18 protein-coding genes and 1 pseudogene are annotated in these 18,571 nt (G+C 45.7%); 12 read left to right on the forward strand and 7 right to left on the reverse strand.

Translation table 11 applies throughout. The annotated features are described in order from the left end of the window. The first annotated feature begins 21 nt into the window (after positions 1–21). Both HP572_RS22925 and HP572_RS04695 read left to right on the forward strand, forming a co-directional pair. Entirely contained in the window at positions 22–282 is a 261-nt protein-coding gene (locus tag HP572_RS22925) for an SDR family NAD(P)-dependent oxidoreductase (protein WP_256462094.1), read from the forward strand. Beyond that, positions 272–739 (forward strand): SDR family NAD(P)-dependent oxidoreductase, encoded by a 468-nt coding sequence (locus HP572_RS04695; RefSeq protein ID WP_256462095.1) that lies wholly within the window; start codon positions 272–274, stop codon positions 737–739. The genes HP572_RS22925 and HP572_RS04695 overlap by 11 nt, the downstream gene beginning before the upstream one ends. 356 nt (positions 740–1,095) lie before the next feature. Here HP572_RS04695 and HP572_RS04700 read toward each other — a convergent pair whose 3' ends face one another. Both HP572_RS04700 and HP572_RS04705 read right to left on the reverse strand, forming a co-directional pair. Then, the gene (locus tag HP572_RS04700) at positions 1,096–1,617 is read right to left on the reverse strand and encodes an NAD(P)H-dependent oxidoreductase (protein WP_240584897.1); all 522 of its coding nucleotides are present in this window, start codon (positions 1,615–1,617) and stop codon (positions 1,096–1,098) included. A 26-nt stretch (positions 1,618–1,643) separates the two neighbouring features. After that, positions 1,644–2,567 (reverse strand): nuclear transport factor 2 family protein, encoded by a 924-nt coding sequence (locus HP572_RS04705; protein WP_240584898.1) that lies wholly within the window; start codon positions 2,565–2,567, stop codon positions 1,644–1,646. A gap of 192 nt (positions 2,568–2,759) precedes the next feature. Between HP572_RS04705 and HP572_RS04710 the strand changes: the two genes are divergently transcribed. From HP572_RS04710 to brnQ, 6 genes are all read left to right on the forward strand, one after another. Continuing rightward, positions 2,760–3,677, forward strand: a complete 918-nt coding sequence (locus HP572_RS04710) for a LysR family transcriptional regulator (protein WP_240584899.1) — start codon at positions 2,760–2,762, stop codon at positions 3,675–3,677. A 176-nt stretch (positions 3,678–3,853) separates the two neighbouring features. Beyond that, a complete protein-coding gene (locus HP572_RS04715) occupies positions 3,854–5,011 on the forward strand; it encodes an NADH-dependent flavin oxidoreductase (RefSeq protein WP_240584900.1) in 1,158 nt (385 codons plus the stop codon). Positions 5,012–5,163: 152 nt separating this feature from the next. Then, positions 5,164–6,153, forward strand: a complete 990-nt coding sequence (locus tag HP572_RS04720) for an LLM class oxidoreductase (protein WP_240584901.1) — start codon at positions 5,164–5,166, stop codon at positions 6,151–6,153. 198 nt (positions 6,154–6,351) lie between these two features. Then, positions 6,352–7,083, forward strand: a complete 732-nt coding sequence (locus HP572_RS04725) for an AzlC family ABC transporter permease (RefSeq protein WP_240584902.1) — start codon at positions 6,352–6,354, stop codon at positions 7,081–7,083. Beyond that, complete coding sequence (locus tag HP572_RS04730) at positions 7,080–7,370, forward strand: AzlD family protein (RefSeq protein ID WP_240584903.1); 291 nt, start codon at positions 7,080–7,082, stop codon at positions 7,368–7,370. Before HP572_RS04725 ends, HP572_RS04730 begins: the two co-directional genes overlap by 4 nt. Before the next feature lie 36 nt (positions 7,371–7,406). Continuing rightward, positions 7,407–8,723, forward strand: coding sequence for a branched-chain amino acid transport system II carrier protein (gene brnQ, locus HP572_RS04735; protein ID WP_240584904.1), 1,317 nt, complete (start codon positions 7,407–7,409; stop codon positions 8,721–8,723). Between the two features lie 326 nt (positions 8,724–9,049). Here brnQ and HP572_RS04740 read toward each other — a convergent pair whose 3' ends face one another. Together HP572_RS04740 and HP572_RS04745 are read right to left on the reverse strand one after the other, a co-directional pair. Then, positions 9,050–9,505, reverse strand: a complete 456-nt coding sequence (locus tag HP572_RS04740; protein WP_240584905.1) for an Lrp/AsnC family transcriptional regulator — start codon at positions 9,503–9,505, stop codon at positions 9,050–9,052. Positions 9,506–9,926: 421 nt separating this feature from the next. After that, a complete protein-coding gene (locus tag HP572_RS04745; RefSeq protein ID WP_240584906.1) occupies positions 9,927–10,823 on the reverse strand; it encodes a LysR family transcriptional regulator in 897 nt (298 codons plus the stop codon). Between the two features lie 99 nt (positions 10,824–10,922). Here HP572_RS04745 and HP572_RS04750 point away from each other — a divergent pair, with 99 nt between their 5' ends. Continuing rightward, positions 10,923–12,104 carry an MFS transporter gene (locus tag HP572_RS04750; protein WP_240584907.1) on the forward strand — a complete coding sequence of 394 codons (1,182 nt, stop codon included), beginning with the start codon at positions 10,923–10,925 and terminating at the stop codon, positions 12,102–12,104. Between the two features lie 118 nt (positions 12,105–12,222). On the opposite strand, the gene HP572_RS04755 is transcribed toward HP572_RS04750, so the two are convergent. Beyond that, the gene (locus HP572_RS04755) at positions 12,223–12,831 is read right to left on the reverse strand and encodes a short chain dehydrogenase (RefSeq protein WP_023345578.1); all 609 of its coding nucleotides are present in this window, start codon (positions 12,829–12,831) and stop codon (positions 12,223–12,225) included. A 97-nt stretch (positions 12,832–12,928) separates the two neighbouring features. Between HP572_RS04755 and HP572_RS04760 the strand changes: the two genes are divergently transcribed. After that, positions 12,929–13,807 (forward strand): LysR family transcriptional regulator, encoded by an 879-nt coding sequence (locus HP572_RS04760; RefSeq protein ID WP_240584908.1) that lies wholly within the window; start codon positions 12,929–12,931, stop codon positions 13,805–13,807. 320 nt (positions 13,808–14,127) lie between these two features. On the opposite strand, the pseudogene HP572_RS04765 reads toward HP572_RS04760, so the two are convergent. Beyond that, positions 14,128–15,356: pseudogene (locus tag HP572_RS04765) on the reverse strand (tyrosine-type recombinase/integrase). Positions 15,357–15,919: 563 nt separating this feature from the next. Here HP572_RS04765 and HP572_RS04770 point away from each other — a divergent pair. Together HP572_RS04770 and HP572_RS04775 are read left to right on the forward strand one after the other, a co-directional pair. After that, positions 15,920–16,420 (forward strand): hypothetical protein, encoded by a 501-nt coding sequence (locus tag HP572_RS04770; protein ID WP_240584909.1) that lies wholly within the window; start codon positions 15,920–15,922, stop codon positions 16,418–16,420. A gap of 216 nt (positions 16,421–16,636) precedes the next feature. After that, positions 16,637–17,146 carry a hypothetical protein gene (locus HP572_RS04775; RefSeq protein WP_240584910.1) on the forward strand — a complete coding sequence of 170 codons (510 nt, stop codon included), beginning with the start codon at positions 16,637–16,639 and terminating at the stop codon, positions 17,144–17,146. A gap of 270 nt (positions 17,147–17,416) precedes the next feature. On the opposite strand, the gene HP572_RS04780 is transcribed toward HP572_RS04775, so the two are convergent. Beyond that, positions 17,417–18,523 carry a hypothetical protein gene (locus HP572_RS04780; RefSeq protein WP_240584911.1) on the reverse strand — a complete coding sequence of 369 codons (1,107 nt, stop codon included), beginning with the start codon at positions 18,521–18,523 and terminating at the stop codon, positions 17,417–17,419. Between the last annotated feature and the right edge of the window lie 48 nt (positions 18,524–18,571).

Raw genomic sequence — 18,571 nt, forward strand, 5'->3', positions numbered from 1 at the left:
AACTAACTGGTAGGTAATAAAATGAATACTCAGGGTAAGACAATTTTAGTAACAGGTGCCAATCGCGGTATTGGTGCAGAACTGGTTCATGCTCTCATTTTGAATGGTGCAGGGAGAATTTATGCCGGCACCCGAGAATTGAGTAATTTACCGGATTTCGGTGATGACCGAGTTACTTTTATCAAACTTGATATTACTAAAACTGAAGATATCGCCGCAGCTGTTGAAAAAATTGGTGCGATTGATATTTTAGTGAATAATGCAGGCAGCAATGCTGTCTAATAATATCGTCACTGCTACACAGGAAGAATTAGCTTCGGACCTTGATGTTAACTATTTTGGTACCATTAAAGTTATGCAGGCCTTTATTCCTGTGATGGAAAAAAATGGTGGCGGCGTTATTGCAAACGTACTGAGCGTGCTGGCTCTGGCACCAATGTCATTCACCGCAGGTTATGCAGCATCTAAAGCAGCGATGCACTCAGCAACACAGGCCGCAAGGGGCCTTCTTAAGACAAAGAATATCAAAGTTGTGGGTATTTATCCTGGCCCGATAGACACCCGACTTTCTTCTGAACTCATGGTTGATAAAACCCCGGCAAATGTTGCTGCAGAAGAAATAGTAAAAGGCCTCATTAACGATCTGGAAGATATTTATCCTGACCCTACTTCACAGCAAGTATCCGGCTTCTGGGGAAGTGATCCAAAAGGTCTGGAACATCATTTTTCCAATTTTTAGATAATCGCTTTTAGTTTTGTAGTTACTCTTAGACAAAACCAAGTAAATCTAATCTAATTAGAGATGCATGGCTGTATTTTTTCAATCTCTCAGCAGTTTTTATACAACCATGCAGGATATGGTCATAGCATTTATAAGAGTGACATTACGATCCCTATTGAGATGGGTATTTCTATTAAAAATGCGATATCAGCGACACCTATACCCGAAACAGGCAGTCATGAGCAATCCATTTCAGCAGCATTAGTTGGAGATAATAAAATGGCGAATGCTCCTTAAGGATGGATTGCATTGACTGTCTGCTGAGCATAAATTTACCTTCGTATCTGTTCCTAAATTGTTGGCTTGATCTGGAATCAATGAACCAGCGCTTTTAATTCATCAACTGCGCGAAACATTCTCGTTTCAAATTCTCGGGAAGGTTGATGGCCATCAAAATCATTTGCAGTGGCAAACAACGTTGTTGTCGCGACACGCGTGCGCAAATAGGTAAATAATGGCCGCAATTGATACTCGGGCATTAACGCGTGACGATCGGAGCCTCCCGTTGCGGATAATATTACGGGTTTATCGACCATGGCATCTGGAGGAATAAGATCGAACAAATGTTTGAACATTCCCGGATAACCCGCGTTCCAGGTGGGGACGCCGATAATAAGTGCGTCCGCATTCACAATATCATCAACAAAACTTCGTGCTTTCTGGTCGAGATCCCCAAGTGTTTTTGCTAATGGCAGACTCTCACCAAAGTCATTCAGGTTGATGAAAGAACGCGCATACCCAGTTTGTGAAACGAACGCTTCTGTTAAATGACTAACCAGTCCCTCGGTCCTTGAAGGAGTGGTTAAAACGCCAGTTAAACCTATTATCTTATTCATGATAGATACCCCTGCATAATGCAAGATTAACCCTTGTTTTTAACGGTGAACCATCCAGATAAATAATCCATGCGCGACATCCTCCATTCGCCATCTTCTTTTTTCAGCTCAATTTTATAATGCGCGCCGTACAAGGCTTCGCCGTCAGCCGTTTTATCTTGCTCCGGAATAATGCGGCCAAGTAAAAGCGAAGCAGACTGGCGATCTTCAGCGATGTCGATTTGCAATGGAACACCGTAATGCTGAATCCAGGGCCAGGGCATTCTGAAGGCCTTTAGCGTTGAGACCAGCATGCGACGCCCCTTTAGTTTTCCCATAGGTGGTAAGTTTGCATTCGCATCGTCGGAAAACGCGCCTTTAAACAAGCTAAAATCTGCCATATCCAGCGCCCATGCGTACTGGAACCAGGCTTCTGCAATCGCGTCTTCATCACTTAAAGGTGTGTGCGCTTGCTTGTAAGCGTGCCACGGAGCGTCAATTTCGCTGATCAGGGGAGAAACGCTGTCACCTGGTTGCCATTGGCGTTCATAGGGGAAGTGCCAGTGATGCACAATATTCTTGTTCCCTTTTAGCCAGTTCAAATGAACGCGTACGCGTTCGACAGAACCGCTAAGGGTATTAATCACGATCATTCCGCCAAAATTGACGCTGTCGTTGTTCTGCAACCGAATATCCGCTGTATCCCCATAGAAATAGGCGGCGATAGTACTGGATTGGTTTTGTGATCTGACAACTTTATTGGTGGTGCTGACATGGACGGTCATTCCACCGGGAAAGTTATCTTCAAACAGTTGCCTGACGGCAAATTCTCCTGTAGCACTTCCCTGGTGATTACTTTCGTAAACGACATTATCACCCATAAATGTTGGCCAGTGGCATTTGCCCGCCCATGCGGTAATCACTTCATCAAGAATGGCATTGGAATCTATTAACATAATGAGTTTTATCACTTTATTGATATTTCTTCGCCACAATTATTGTGGGAAGTGTGTTAGTCAAACGTGCTGCATAGCAGATGTACGAAAAATAAAGCTTCTCTGTTAACGGCTTGTTGTTAAGCTAATGCGAAGAGTAATCGAAAAATTGGGGAATGTGATTCCCATATCACGGGAAGTAGACGCTTCCATGAAGAGAGTGAGCTGATGGAACTGAACCGTATTGGTGATATTGCCGCCTTCGTCGCGGCTGTTGACTCGGGAAGTTACACCCGTGCGTCGTCAAGCGTTGGCCTTTCACGGTCGGCTATTGGCAAGAGTATTACGCGACTGGAAGCGCAACTGGGGGTACGCCTTCTTAACAGGACAACACGACAGCTCAGCCTGACGGAAGAAGGGCGGATTATGTATGACCGGTGTAAACAGATTCTGGAAGATCTGGAAGAGGTCGATGCCACTATGGCGCTGCGGCGGGAAAAACCGACGGGCACGCTTCGCCTTACCGCGCCACTGTCTCTTGGGCAGCGGCATATACTCCCGGTTATCGACAGGTTCTTAAAAAAATGGCCAGAATTACGAGCCGATATCGTGTTCAGCGATCGCTATGTTGATTTGATCGAGGAGGGATTTGATATCGCCATTCGAATAGGTGAACCAAAAGATGACTCCAGAATATTAACCCGAACCATTGCCACCCAGCACATGGTGACCTGCGCGTCACCCGAATACCTCTCTTTACGCGGCGTACCCGTCATGCCCGAAGACCTCTCCAGGCATGACACCATCTTTTTCCGCAGCGCGGATAAAAGACGGGTCTGGCGGTATCAAACTCCTGAGGGGTACTACCTCTACGACGGGCCTGGGCGAATGGATATCGATAGCTCAGAAGCAATGCTTTCTTCTGCGATTGCCGGGTTTGGCATTATTCAGTTGCCTGATTATCTGGCGTTCCAGTCACTAGAGCGCGGTGAATTGATCGCCATTCTGACGGAATTTAAAGTTGACCCTGAACCCGTGAGAATTATTTATCCCAGTAAACGCCATTTATCACCCAGAATACGCGGGTTTGTCGATATGATTGCCGAAGACTGGACGGAAAATGGCGTGCCCTGGAAGAAGCCATAAAACTAAACCTCGCGCTGTTATTTAAATCTTCAGATATTAATATTTAGCGTTAATGCCTGAGCTTAATCTGTGCCAGTGCTTCCCTGATGATGGGAAGCACTTTCCCGAATATTTACTCTAGTATGTGAAAACTTGATAAATCACGTTGTTGTTTTCACATTCATTCTGGAGTTGAAATGAAGGATTATCGTTTTTTAAAACCTTTCACGTTGCCTAATGGTGTCGTCATTAAAAACCGTGTTGTACTACCTCCAATGACTGAACAAATGTCATTTGAAGATGGGACGGTGACTCTCGAAGAAATTAATTATATGCAGCAGCGGGCAGGTGGCGTTGGGTTATTTATTACACCAGTGGCCTATATTAATAAAGAAGGAAAAGGCTTTGAAGGGCAATTAGGAGCCGATGACGACAGCAAAATCCCGGGACTTGCGAAGCTTGCCCATGCGATTAAAGCGCGCGGAGCTAAAGCCATTTTGCAAATTTTCAGTGCGGGTCGTATGACTAACCCATGGATCACCCGTGGCCTTCAGCCGGTAAGTGCCAGTGCTGTTGCTGCACCGCGTAATGGGGCAGCAATACCGCGAGAATTAAGTGCGGATGAAGTGGTAAACCTCATTAAAGATTTCGCGCAGGCTACACGCCGTGCCATCGAGGCCGGATTTGACGGTATCGAACTCCATGGCGCAAACACCTACCTGTTACAGCAGTTTGTCTCTCCACACTCAAATCGTCGTACCGATGAATGGGGTGGCAGCTTGGATAAAAGACTCAATCTGCCATTGGCGGTGATTGACGAAGTGATGAAAGTAAAAAATAAATACGCTTTACCGTCATTTATTGTTGGGTATCGTTTGTCGCCGGAAGAGCTGGAAGAACCGGGCATTATGCTGGATGACACTAAATATTTTATTGGCGAGTTACAAAAGACTGAGCTTGATTATATCCACGTTTCTATGGGATCGGTATGGCGTACATCGATGCGTGATAAAGAAAACATTGAGCCGATTATTACCCAGTTGAAAAAAGTCAGTCCGAAAAAGCCGATCATTGCAGTCGGCAATGTCCGCACGCCTCAGCAAGCCGAGGAGGTGTTACAGGCTGATATTGATTTTGTTGCGCTGGGGCACCAGCTTATTATTGAGCCTAACTGGGTGGAAAAAGTGATTACCGGTGATGAAGATGCTATTCGTTATCAACTTCACGCCGCCGATCTAGATGATTTAGGGATTAAGCCACCATTCCTTGAATTTATACGCGACATGCCAGGTTTTGATATTCTTGGTCTTAATGACGACTCAAAACGGCAGATAGATAACGTCACCTATCTTTGATTATCTTCCCCCTCAGCCCGCTCCAGTAGCGGGCTTTTTATTGCCCATTTATCCACTGAATGAATTCGTCCCGACACATGGGAAGCACATTCCCGAATATTTGTTTTATTGTACTGCAACAGACTTAATTAAATTGATCAGCAGGAATTAAAATGACTCAACTCACATTACCCTCGCATCTGCAACAGCATACCGCCTTCAAACGCGTATTCCAGCCCGGGAAACTGACCTTTGGGCTTATTGCACCGTTTAAGGGGTATCCGGACGGCCCTATCCCGAATATGGACGATCACCGTGAATTAGCACAAATGGCGGATGAAGGCGGAATTTCAGCATTGTGGTTGCGAGATGTCCCGTTCTACGATCCCAACTTTGGTGATGCAGGCCAGGTATATGATCCGATGGTTGATTTAGGCTACCTCGCTGGCGTGACCAAAAATATTGCTCTGGGTACTGCCGGAATAGTTTCACCGCTGAGAAATCCGGTACTCACGGCAAAACAGGCGGCAAGTGTGGATCGCTTGTCTGGTGGCCGCCTGCTGTTGGGAATGTCGAGCGGTGACCGCCCGGTAGAGTACCCAGCGTTTGGTTATGAGTTTAACAATCGTGCCGAACGCTTCAGGGAAGCGTGGGATGTGATTCGCTTGCTCACAGAGAACAGTTTTCCTAAAGGCACGACGGAATATTACGGCAATTTCAACGGCGGGATTGATCTGGTGCCAAAACCCGCTGTTCCGCGTCTGCCAATGATCACTATTGGCCGTGCCCGTCAGGATATGTCCTGGATTGCGAATCACTCCGATGCCTGGATTTGGCACGGTGTTGATCCTAAACGCTCCGGCGATATCGTGAAGGAAATTGCTGAACTGGGTGATGGTCAAATCTGGCATCCCTTTGGCTACGCAAACTTCCTGGAGCTGAGTGAAAACCCGAACGAGCCTTTACGCCTGTTCAACAATATTTTCATGCGTGCTGGGCGTAACACATTGATGGAATTCTGGAAGCAGCAGGAGAGCGTGGGAGTTTCGCATATCACGCTTAACCTCAAGCCAAGCCAGCGCCCGGCGAAAGAGGTGTTACAGGAATTAATTGAGGATGTTCTGCCCTCGTTTTCCACAACCTCGGATAATGCGGCATCTTAACGTTATGAAAGGAGAGAACGGACAGTGACTCGTTCTCCCACCAGCGCATTATCTATAGATTCGGCCATTGATAACACTGAATTTCATAAATGAGTCAGTTATTAAAATTCAGTGCCAAATAAGGTGCTTATCACGACGAACACGCATCCCGATGCCAGTCCCGAAGACTTATAATACGCCTTCTTAAAAGGAGTATTTATGTTCGGTAGTGTTTCCTTCTTTTTTCGATCAGCTAATCGTCACGAAATCAGCCGCGGGGCTATGGCTGCTGTCCCCGTCATGATTGGTTTTATTCCCTTTGGATTGTTGTTGGGCACGCAGGCTGCGCAAAAAGGGATGACGGCCCCGGAACTAATGTTAATGACCGGGCTCAACTTTGGCGGCGGTTCGGAGTTTGCTGCTTTGTCGCTCTGGACCTCACCACCTCATGTCCTGACCATTGTTCTCGTCAGCCTTCTCGTGAACTGCCGGCATTTGTTGATGGGAGCTTCACTTGCGCCTTTTTTAGCGCATCTTCCACGCAGACAGGCATTTCTCGCGCTGTTCTTTATGTGTGATGAAAGTTGGGCAATGGGGATTGCCGATGAAGCAAAGCGCAGGCAGCAAGGTATTTCGGGTTTTAGTATGGGGTTCTACGCTGGCGTAGCCCTCTCTCTCTGGCTTATTTGGGTTCTGTCTACAGGCATTGGCGTTGTCGTTGGCCCGGTTCTGGGTGACATCACGGCCTGGGGATTCGATATGGCATTTCCGGCCGTATTCCTGGTGTTATTGAAAGGGATGTGGAAAGGACTTCGGCCAGCAATTCCCTGGCTGGTGAGTCTTGTCTGTGCAGGCCTGACGTGGCATCTGTGGCCGGGAGCCGCCTATGTCCCCGTCGGTGCACTCTCAGGGATTGTTGCTATCTTGCTGATGAATGGGAGAAACCGATGAGCCTGACGTTGCTGACCATTTTATTGATGGCGTTGACGACCTATCTGACGCGCATTCTCGGTTATGCAGTGCTACATGGGCGACAACCTGGCCCGAGGCTGAAGGCCGTTCTGGAAGCGGCTCCTGGCTGTGTGTTGATTACCGTTATTGCACCACATTTTGTCACCACCAATGTAGCCGATCAGCTGGCGCTGGTTATTGCGCTGCTGGCAGCCATGCGGTTTTCGCTGCTGCCGGTGGTGTTGATCAGTGTACTGGCTACTGCCTTACTCCGTTTTTTGCTTTAACCGATTTTCCCCAACAAACACAACGCTGATATAAAAATGAAAACACTTCGTATCACAGACATTATCGTTTTAGGTTTTATGAACTTTGCGCTCTTCGTCGGTGCTGGGAATATTATTTTCCCGCCTTTTATTGGCTTGCAGGCTGGGACATCCGTTTGGTCCGCCGCGTTTGGATTCTTAATGACCGGGGTTGGGCTTCCTGTTATTACCACCATTGCAATGGCGCGTGCAGCCGGTTCAATGGCGTTAATTACCCGGCCTGTCGGCAAGCGGGTGGGGCTGCTGCTGGTCATTGTATGCTATCTCTGCATTGGGCCACTTTTTGCCACACCACGAACGGCAACCGTTTCGTATGAGCTTGCACTTCAACCTTTTGTTAAGAGTGAAAAGTGGCTGTTCGCCTGGAGCGTTATCTATTTCGGGGTTGTGGCACTGGTCTCGTTGTACCCAGGAAAATTGCTGGATACGGTCGGTAAAGTTCTTTCTCCCATAAAGGCCGCCGCTCTGATTGTGCTTGCTGTGACAGTGCTGGTGCTACCGGCTGGAACAGCACAACCGCCTGTGGGGGCTTACGCGACATCCGCTTTTTCACAGGGATTGACCAATGGTTATCTGACTATGGATACGCTCGCTGCACTGGCTTTTGGCCTGGTCATGGTGAATGCCATTAAATCGAGAGGCGTAAGCTCTCCCGGGTTAATCACGCGCTATGCCGTGCTATCTGGTTTGATCGCGGGCGTAGGGTTGATGCTGGTTTATCTAAGCCTCTTCCGTCTGGGAATGGGGAGCGGGGGATTGGTGAGCAATGCAACGAATGGTGCTGAAGTGCTCCGTGCCTATGTCGCCTTTAGTTATGGCGCCGCCGGTTCTGTTTTCCTCGGTGTGCTCATCACCGTTGCCTGTCTGGTCACAGCGATAGGGTTAACCTGCGCCTGTGCGAGTTATTTCACAGCTCTTGTACCGGTAAGCTATGCCGTCCTGGTCTGGATTTTTGCCTTATTTTCCATGGCGGTATCTAACCTGGGGCTGACGGCGCTGATTAATGTCTCCGTACCAGCACTTACTGCTATCTACCCTGTTTTTGTCGTGTTGATTTTAACCTGGTTTGTTCGCGCAAAATTTCACTCTCCAGGGAGAGTCATTGCCCCGGCAGCCTTCATCGCCTTTGTATTTGGTATAGCTGATGCTCTTGATGCAGTGGGTTTCAATGTCTGGCCACTATCACTTCTGCGGCTGATGCCGTTAACTAATTTGGGGCTGGGCTGGTTGATGCCTGTTTTGGTGGTGACGGTTGTCGCGTCACTGTTTGACAGAAGAAAATCAGCCAATCGTGAAACCTCATGGCAACAATAATGGGTATGACACGGATTCAGAGAGCGGTTTTTTATCCTTGCGTGTGCAGCATGTTTCTGGTGGTCGCATGTTGCGCAGAAGGCCTGATATGGCGCTGGTCTGACAGCTATCCGTCTATGCTTTCGCAAACGCGCTACGTTGATAATGTGAAGTATCTGACGCCTCAGTCTATCAAGACGATATGCCGTCAGCCGCTCACGCAACCTGAGCTTACCCCGAAGCGTAATGGGCTCTATCTGAGGTGTGGAATTCCAGGTATCGAGGGCGTATACAGAATCGAAATTTACGCTAAATAGTGATTTGGCGGGCATGAGCCCGCGGCTAGCCTAACGGATGGGGAGTTCGGTGGTGTGTTTAATTGTCTGCATTGGCAGTTCCGTTTTCATGCTTTGAACCCCCTTGATGCGGGCTAAATGTTTGATCTGAAATTGCCGGTACGCATTCAGGTCTGCTGCTACGACCCGCAATAAAAAATCGCAGTCTCCCACCATCAGGTGGCACTCTACGACCTCAGGCAGTAGCTTGATTTCGCGGCAGAAATGCCCCACGGTCTCTTCACCTTGGCTGTCGAGCCAGATGCGAACGAAGATTGATAAATTGAGCCCCAACGTGGCTGGGTTGACGATAGCAACATACCGCTCGATCGCGCCGCTTTCCTCGAGTTGTTTCACCCGACGCAGGCAAGGGGAGGGAGATAGACCTACTTTTTCAGCCAGCACATTATTGGGAATGCGCCCGTCTTTTTGTAATTCCCGCAAAATGCGGTTATCAATCTCATCCATTTTTGATGTTGAATTTTAACCATGGACAAATAATAGGTACATTATGCCACATTAGTTATGAAACCTGACATTTTCGGTGTCAAAACTAAGTTCAGATATCTGAGGTGGGTAAAATTCAAATGTCGCTCTGTGCTTTGAGTTCAACGGGTCGATCGTAGCGGTTAAATCAGTATGATCGGAAGATCTCTAAAAGTGAATGGTTCGTTTTGCCGGGATACTTACACGTGGACTTCATCTCGTTCAGCTATTACAACAGCGGCGATGGCGATTATGCAAGGTATCCAAAGGATAGTTTTTACTGGTTTCGGGATGTCATTACTACGAACGGGGAAACCCTAATCCCTTTCCTGTGTCGTTGATTACAGTCCCACATTTACCGGGTAGCACTTTCTATTATTTATGATGATATCAGATAACGTATTTATTCCGAGGGCAACACTAAACTTTCCGCGAGGAACTCTACAAATGATGAGGTTCTTGATGGAAGAATAATGTTTTTATAATAAACCGCATTGAGTGGTTCACGGACACGTAGTTTCTCTTTTATATCAAGATTGATAAGATCACCCTTTGTAATATCATTTTTTACATACGGTTCTGGCAGGCAAGCAATACCCGACGAGTGAATGGCCAGCTGTCTTATAATCTCACTGTTTGAAGCGACAATGGACGGCTGAATTTTATAATAGTGTTCTTCGCCCGTATCCAGGGGCCAGTCATTCATTAAGGAGTTTTGTTTATAACCTATCAGCCTATGGCTTTTTAATGCATCAACTCGATGAGGCATACCATGCTCTGCAATGTATCGCGGAGAGGCGACAAACATCATCTGGCACAGCCCAAGTATCTTCGCATGTAAGCCGGAATCTTTGAGTTTTCCGATGCAAACAGCAACATCACTTCTGTGTTCAAGCAAATCATAAACATTGTCATTTGAAATTATTTCAATCTCTATCTCAGGATAGCATTTCTGATATCGATGCAGAACCGGTGTAATGACGTGCAGTACAAGAGACGTGGACGCAATGATCCGAATCTTCCCGGATGGATGACGACGTTTCATGGTGACATGTTCTTCTGCATCCTCTACTGAAGCAATGATTTGTTTGGCATATTCCAGGAATGTCCTTCCTTCTTCAGTGGATTCCAGTCTCCGCGTTGAGCGTCTGACCAGTACTGTATCTAATTTCTCCTCCAGTCGTCGAAGCGCTCTGCTAACAGCTGATACGGTAAGATCCAGCTCATACGCAGCTCGTGATAATGTCCCTGTTTCTATAACAGCAATAAATATCTGCATTTCTGCTAAAGTTGTTTTCATCTTTGCCTTTGAGTCAAAAGTGTTTTAACGGCATAAATCTGTTCTTATTCACAGAGATATTTCAGTATTAATCCTTACATTTATCGATTAAGGATTTTTATGCCAATAGCACTCTTCGCTTTGACGATCAGCGCTTATGCTATCGGGACAGCTGAATTTGTTCTTGTTGGAATCATTCCCATCATTTCAGCTGATTTATCAGTTTCATTACCGTCAGCGGGTCTGCTTGTCAGTCTCTATGCGCTGGGGGTGGCAGTGGGTGCACCTCTTTTAACTGCAGCCACAGGAAAAATGTCCCGCAAAACGCTTCTTCTATGCCTGATGGCCGTTTTTACTCTAAGCAATTTGTATGCCTGGCAAGCTCCCGGGTTCGTTTCGCTGATTGTGGCGAGGATCATCACCGGCATGGCACACGGCGTGTTCTATTCCATTGCTTCAACTATCGCTGCCAGCCTTGTTCCAAGAGATAAAGCCACGAGTGCAATAGCTATCATGTTCACCGGGCTGACCGTTGCTCTGGTCACCGGTGTTCCCTTGGGTACTTTCATCGCTCAGCACCTTGGCTGGAGAGCCACATTTTTGTCAGTGTCTGTTCTCGGGATGATCGCCTTTGCAGGCAGCTTGTTACTGATCCCTCGCGGCATAAAAAAATCTGAACCCGCGCCAGTAAGATTTCTACTCAGGGTTCTGACAAACCCCCAACTGATACTGGCATATTCCCTGACCGCGGTCGGGTATGGGGGATCGTTTATAACGTTTACCTACCTTGCCTCTACTCTTGAGGAAATATCCGGATTTTCACCCGCTGCTGTAAGCGGTGTCATGCTGGTATACGGTTTTGCAGCTGCACTGGGTAATCTGTATGGCGGACGGATCTCTGACAGACATGGCCCTATTAATGCATTGAAAATTATATTTTTATTACTGTCCCTGGTGTTGTTCGCTTTATATCTGACAGCATCTAATTCATGGCTGATGCTGGTCACTACATTTGTCTGGGGTGCTGCCGCATTTGCAAACGTCCCTGTACTGCAATATCTGGCTGTCAGGCAGGCTGAAAAATTCGTTCCTGAAGCTGTGGATGTGGCATCAGGGCTGAATATATCGGCCTTCAATATTGGTATCGCTGGCGGAACCTGGATAGGTGGCCTGGTCGTAATCCATTTCGGTCTCCTGCATACCACATGGCTTGCCGGTGTGGTCGTTTTCTTCGCTTTCCTGCTCAGTATTTTCGCGGGAGCGCTAGAAAAAAGGGAAAGAAACACTGAAGCTGCGTACTGAAAACCGTCGTGAGCATCACTCTGAAATTCATTTAGTTCCCAACGCATATAGCCTGAGTCCGGAGTTATGCTCCTCCTCAGGCTATAGCAGTTACGCTGAATAACAGACCGACTGGTAGTTAGGCATCGACAAAGAGAACTTTACCGTTGATAAATCCGTCAACAGAACGCTGGAACGCTTTTCCGACCAGTTTGCCCGGAACTGGTTGGAACCCTGGCAGCATAGGGCCATAAACATCCCAGGCTTCTTCCAGTACAGTTGGGTTCACTACATTGATACGGATCCCGCGGGGCAGTTCGTTAGCCACACACTGTACAAATGTGTCGATAGCACCGCTGGTTGTCGCGTCCGCAATAGAGCCGGGGATAGGTTTCACATTATGAATGCCGGAAATTAAAGTGAATGAGCCGCGGTCGTTGATGTACTCAAGGCCTATTTTAACGACATTGATCTGACCCAGCATTTTGCTCTGGACAGTGAGCTCCCACTGCTCAGCCGTCATATCGACAAAATTGGCATACTCGCAGTGGCCAACGGCGTTAACAACAGCGTCAAAGGCGCCGACGTTTTTGAAAAGTGCTCTCAGGGATTCATGACTGGTAATATCTACCTGATAGTCCGTACCTTTTCCTGAGCGACTGGCGGTAATCACTTTGTGATCGCCCAAACCGGTTAGCGCCGCTTTGCCCATTTTCCCCTGAGCACCAATCAGAATTACAGTTTTCATTATTTACCTCGGATATGTTTATGAAAGACAGGAGAAATCATATATGGGTTATGATACAATTTAAATAAAGCAATAATTGTATGAGGTACAACTAAACGTGGATTTCATTGATATCAAACACATGCGTGTATTTTTACAGCTGGTTAAAGAACTTAATGTCTCAAGGGTAGCTTCAAAGCTGGATATCTCTCAGCAGGCGGTCAGTGCATATCTTAAAAGACTCAGAACCTATTTCGGCACCGAGCTGTTTGTACGCAGGAATGCAGGACTCGAGGCGACCGACTATGCCCTTTCTCTTGTGCCTAAAGTAGAAAAAATTCTGGATGAGGTTAGCCAGCTTCGTTCACCCCAGGTATTTGATCCGAACATTCAGGATTTCAGCATCTGCATAATGGCAAACGAATATGCTCAGCTTACTATTATCCCATCCTTACTGAAGACACTACATGCGCTGGCACCACGTGCCAGCGTTGAAATCATAGACTTCAATGCCAGCCACCACGTTGAATGTCTTAATTCCGGTGATGTCGATCTGGTGCTGGGTTTTTCGAATCATATTGATGCCGGACTGATACGCAAAAATATCCGGCGTGAAGAATACTGCTGTGTGGTCAGACATGGCTCAGCTATTCCGGGAAAACTTGAAATGAACATGTCATTCTCAGACATTCCCGCCGTTAAGTTTGCTCCGAGTGCCGGTAACATTGAAAATCTGGTTGATGATTTTTTTGACAAAGCCGGAATGAAAAATAACGTCATCGCTACGTTACCGTGTTATACGACGCTCAGCGCTTTTTTCACTGCGAATGACGCTATTGCATTTATTCCATCAGCGATTGGTGCCCTAGGTAATTATTTTAAAATTGATACCAAAGAGACAATGACCCAATTTGATGTCACAGTTGCATGGCATCGCAAAAGTAACGATAACCCACTTCGAATATGGCTGACTAATATTCTTGAAACACTCGACTGAACACTAGGCAAGTTAAGCGTTTATCGTCTAGGCCTGTAAAAGGTCTCAAGATAGACAGCACAAAGAGGATAACGGAACCGTTATCTTGCGGCTGAGATGGTAATGTTAGATGTAGGCTTTGCGATTCAGCGAGTTATTATGATTATGCGAGATTTTTTGGCGTTAGATCCCATGTAAGAGTTCCTAGATTGTTGAACTGAATGATATCTAATCTGGCCTCAATAACCCTTTTATTTATAAAAGATGTATGAAAGGAACTGTGAGAACAGAGAGCAGGGGGCTTAATCCCCGCTCTAAAATTAAAAGTTGGTACCAAACTGCTAAGAGTTGTATAGCGTATTCATAGAGTAATTATGTTTCCTGGCACATATCCATGGCGCAATATATTTTTCATAGCATCCATCCAGATAATCCGACCACCATTGCATCATCGCTTTACGAGCATCGAGATATTCAGCTTTATGGATGTAGGCCGCTCGAACGCTATTGCGTTCCTGATGGCTCATCTGTCGTTCAACCGCATCCTGCGCCCACAGTCCAGATTCCATCAGGGCACTACAGGCCATTGCGCGGAATCCGTGGCCGCAGATTTCATCTTTGGTGTCATAACCCATCAAGCGCAGCGCCTTGTTGACCGTGTTTTCGCACATTGGTTTATATGGATTATGGTCACCGGGGAATATCAGTTCCTGATGCCCGGATATATCCCGTATCTGTTTCAGTATAGCGATGGACTGGCGAGAGAGGGGAACGATATGCGGTGTGCGCATTTTCGCTCCACGCCCAGAGTAGCGGACACCGGGGATGGCTTCGCGGGTGGCTGGAATGGTCCAGATTTTGTTTCTGAAATCGATCTCAGACCAACGGGCAAAGCGCAATTCGCTAGAACGGATGAAAAGGTGCAGGGTAAGTGAGACCGCCAAGCGGGTTAATTCTCGTCCTTGCTTGTAGTCCTCAATGCGAGTCAGTAGTTCAGGTAGCCGCTCCAGCGGAAGGGCAGGGTAGTGACGTTTAACGGGAGGGGTAATAATGCCGTCCAGATTTGCCGCCGGGTTGTGCTCTATTAACTCCTGATGCACAGCATGACGCATGATGTTGCACATATGCTGTCGGGTACGGGCCGCCACTTCCAGCAGACCTTTTTTCTCAATACCTTTCAGCAGGTCGATGAAATGACGGGTTTTCAGTTCTGTGACCGGCAGGTGTCCAATTATCGGGAAGATATGATTGTTCATGCTGGCGAGCAGACGGGCAGCATGGTTCTCTGACCAGGTTCGCCACTCCAATGTTGCTTGAATGGTTTTTTTTGTGCCAGCATTTTGCGATTGATATTCTGCGCCAGCGTTGCACCGTCACGTGCATCGGCCAAAGACACATCAGGATAAGCACCTAAGCCGAGCCGGGATTCTTTTCTATTGATGCGATATTTGAGATACCAGAGACGTGAACCACCTGGATTAACTAAAAGGTACAGACCGTGATAATCGGAAACTTTGAAGGGTTTTGCGGATGGTTTTACGTTGCGGATTTTTGAGTCGTTAAGAGACATTTTGGGGTCACTCCGTCATCGAACCAACTTGACCCCGAATCCGACCACCACATTCTCCCTATGTAGAGGAAAAGCGGAATGTGCACCGGAAAGAATTTTGCACGTGAAGGCATTGAATAAATTGATAAAAACAAAAATCCCGCTTAAGTTTCCTTAAGCGGGATTTTCTAAATTTGGCTCCTCTGACTGGGATCGCCTTTGCCAGTAACTGGCTAATAAGTAAGCTAAATCAGAAATTTATTTCTGTCAAGACCACCAGAATGACCACCAATAGTTGCGGGGTTCGCAAAACTGATTTGAGCGCTCTACTATAGCTGGTGATCGTTACCTGAAAGGAAAACGTAGTTAGAGCGGGCATCGAAGAGTCTGCCTAAGTGGAACTATGTTCAAAGAGATCTAAAAGTCAGCTCAGTGCCAGAAGCGGACATACTTACCTCACGGTGAGTCAATTGAAGAGGAATACATCACCTACCTTTTACACTTGTCGCTTATCTCGTAGAATCAGCAAGAAACGTGTTAGAGATGATAAATGTCATTCGTTAACCATAGGGAGTCAAGTAAAAATGCCCGATAATATGAATGAATATGAAGAATTCTTGTTCTATAGGATTGATGATTCAGATTTGCTGACAGGATTCGTTATAGGTCACTTAGTAGTTGAACATCTTCTTGAAAAGATAATTCTAAGCTACGACATTAAGCTAAAAAAGTATTTTCTTTCATTGAACCATAGTAGAAAAATCGCCTTCATTAATTCCTTGGAATTAATACCAGATGAAGTAGCTGGTTGCCTGCAAAATATTAACAAGATGAGAAATAAATTTGCTCATCAATTAGGCTATAAACCAAATAAGGGTGAGCTATTGCATCTAATAGCACAATGTATAAATAGTTTTCATGATATGACCGATGGACTCGAGCAGCTTCATGATGCTCTAGAAAAATCGGATAATCTACTTGAAACAAAAGAAAAATACGGAGTTGGATTGGCGGATCTTTTTATTCAAGTAGCCTACGATCTAGAAGAGTACGCCAAAAATACTGAGTCCTCACGGCTTAGATAGCCATCGGAGATATTATGCCTCCAGATGTAAAATTCGCCACATTCCTAATATGTGCCATTAAACCAATTTTTCTATTAACTTGAATTATGAACTTTTTTTATAAGAATTTTGTTTTATTGCGTTGTTTAGAAATATGATATCTAATAGTTAACATTAAATTAATAATATCTTGATAAAAATTACATTCTGTCAATGTTGAGATTGAAAGGATTAAATATGGACTGGAAAGATCTGGCATCAACCGTTGTGTACACAGGTATCACTACTGAAAATGAAAATATATGGGAACATGTTGATGGAGTTGATGTTGAGTTCATAGGTGCATTTCTTACCGCACACTTGAGTCCTGAAAAGTATATAAGTGACTATCTTAATTTAAGATATCCCTCGTTGTCTTGGGGCGATGCAAAACTCACATTCTCCCAAAAAATTGCTTTAATAGAACATGAGTCTGCTAAACCTCCATACAATGAGATATATGTAAGAATAAAAGACTTTAACAGCATAAGAAATAAAATCAGCCATCAATTAAACTATCGTATAACCGATAAAGAAAAAAGTAAGTTTGTTGACTTTTACATAAAGATAACAAAAGAAAACAAAAATAAACCTGATATTGATGTTGATAATATAGCAGACTTATTGAATTTCTTCATAATGATAACCAAAGCCTATTTTGCTAGCGCAATTTCTCATTACCACTACAATAAAAACGGTCACAGATAACAAGAATAATATTCATTGATGAGACTGGGAGGCGAGTTAAGTAATCTATATTTCTCGTATCATTTTCACAGCACTCGGGGGCGGTTTACTCCATGAGGGGGGCCGCTTCTCGCTCTTCGCGGACAGTACTCTCCCAGCATATCACCTTTCACAAGTGAAGCAAACTCCGCTTTCAACAGCCAATGTTAATCTAAGGAGTGGCAGGTCAAACTTTCAAATGTTCACTCCCAAAGTAGGAAAACTTTGTGAGCGGATGCAGGCTCAGTCCCATTAAATGTCGGGATCATTCATAAAAACTGTTCCATGCAGAAAGGTATTGCGCTCTGACTGGTGTGTCAGAGGAAAACGAGCTAGATGAGTGTGAGCCTGTAGATATAATTCCTGTTGCCATTGCACACGCACCGCTTCATCTTTAATGAGTGTTCCAGCTAATTGTTCAGGAGTATATAATTCTTCTAATCCTATGGGTATAGCATGTTGAGTTCCGATTCGGGATCGCGTATTCGCACTGCAAATCTCAACGATTAAGCCCGTTATACCTCTGTTAATGAGCCGGTTTAATACTGTGAGCCGGGATTTTGAAGAGAAGTCGGAATGTTTAATTAACACATTATATTGGGGTTTGAAGTAATTGATCAGGCCAGCCTCTGCCAGGGAAACGACCTCATTTCTGTTGAGCTTCACGCTGCTTAACTGTGACAGATGAACTGAATCGTCCTCCGCAGAAGACAGAGGCTCAACATTTAGGTTTCCACCGCTGCTTATAATTGTCCTGCCATGCTCAAACCGGTACAGCATGAGCAGCACTTCCGTTGAAGGGAAATGGGTGCTTGTTTCTGCAAGGATACGTTGTAGCGTTGAATGTGCATGCAGTCTATCGACAGCGGTGCGCGTTCTTTTCCTGCCAATCCCTTGTCCAACATACATAACGTTTAGATCAGTGTCTGCAGAGGTCAAAAGCGAATGAGCCTGAACCACAATGGTGCTGACCGCAATGATTTCTTTAATGGCCGGCGTCATGACAATGAGCTTGGTACCGTTTAAGTCGACATAGACATCCAGAATATCTTTTTCATCATAGACGATATTTTCTGGAATAGTATATTCAAACGGGACGTTAACACTTCGCATGGATCTGTTAACCAAAAAATACCCACTGACAACTCTACCATCCAACGAAAATTTAGCAGGGTTAATATATATTCTCTCCCTACTTACAATCAAGTAAATATTGCAGTTTGCAAGCGCCTGCTGATAAATCGGATTTTTATTAACATGGTAAAGATCAGCTGGCGTTAGAAGAAAGGGGTCACTTGAGTATAAATGCGTAGCTCCTTCCATAGTGTACATACGGATGATATCGGAGTGGTCGGTCATTAAGTCTCCCTAAATATTCTGTCTTCCTAGTTAATCGGTTCTTACACT

It is taken from the genome of Pectobacterium sp. PL64 (assembly GCF_022477975.1).
Taxonomy (GTDB): Bacteria; Pseudomonadota; Gammaproteobacteria; order Enterobacterales; family Enterobacteriaceae; genus Pectobacterium; species Pectobacterium jejuense.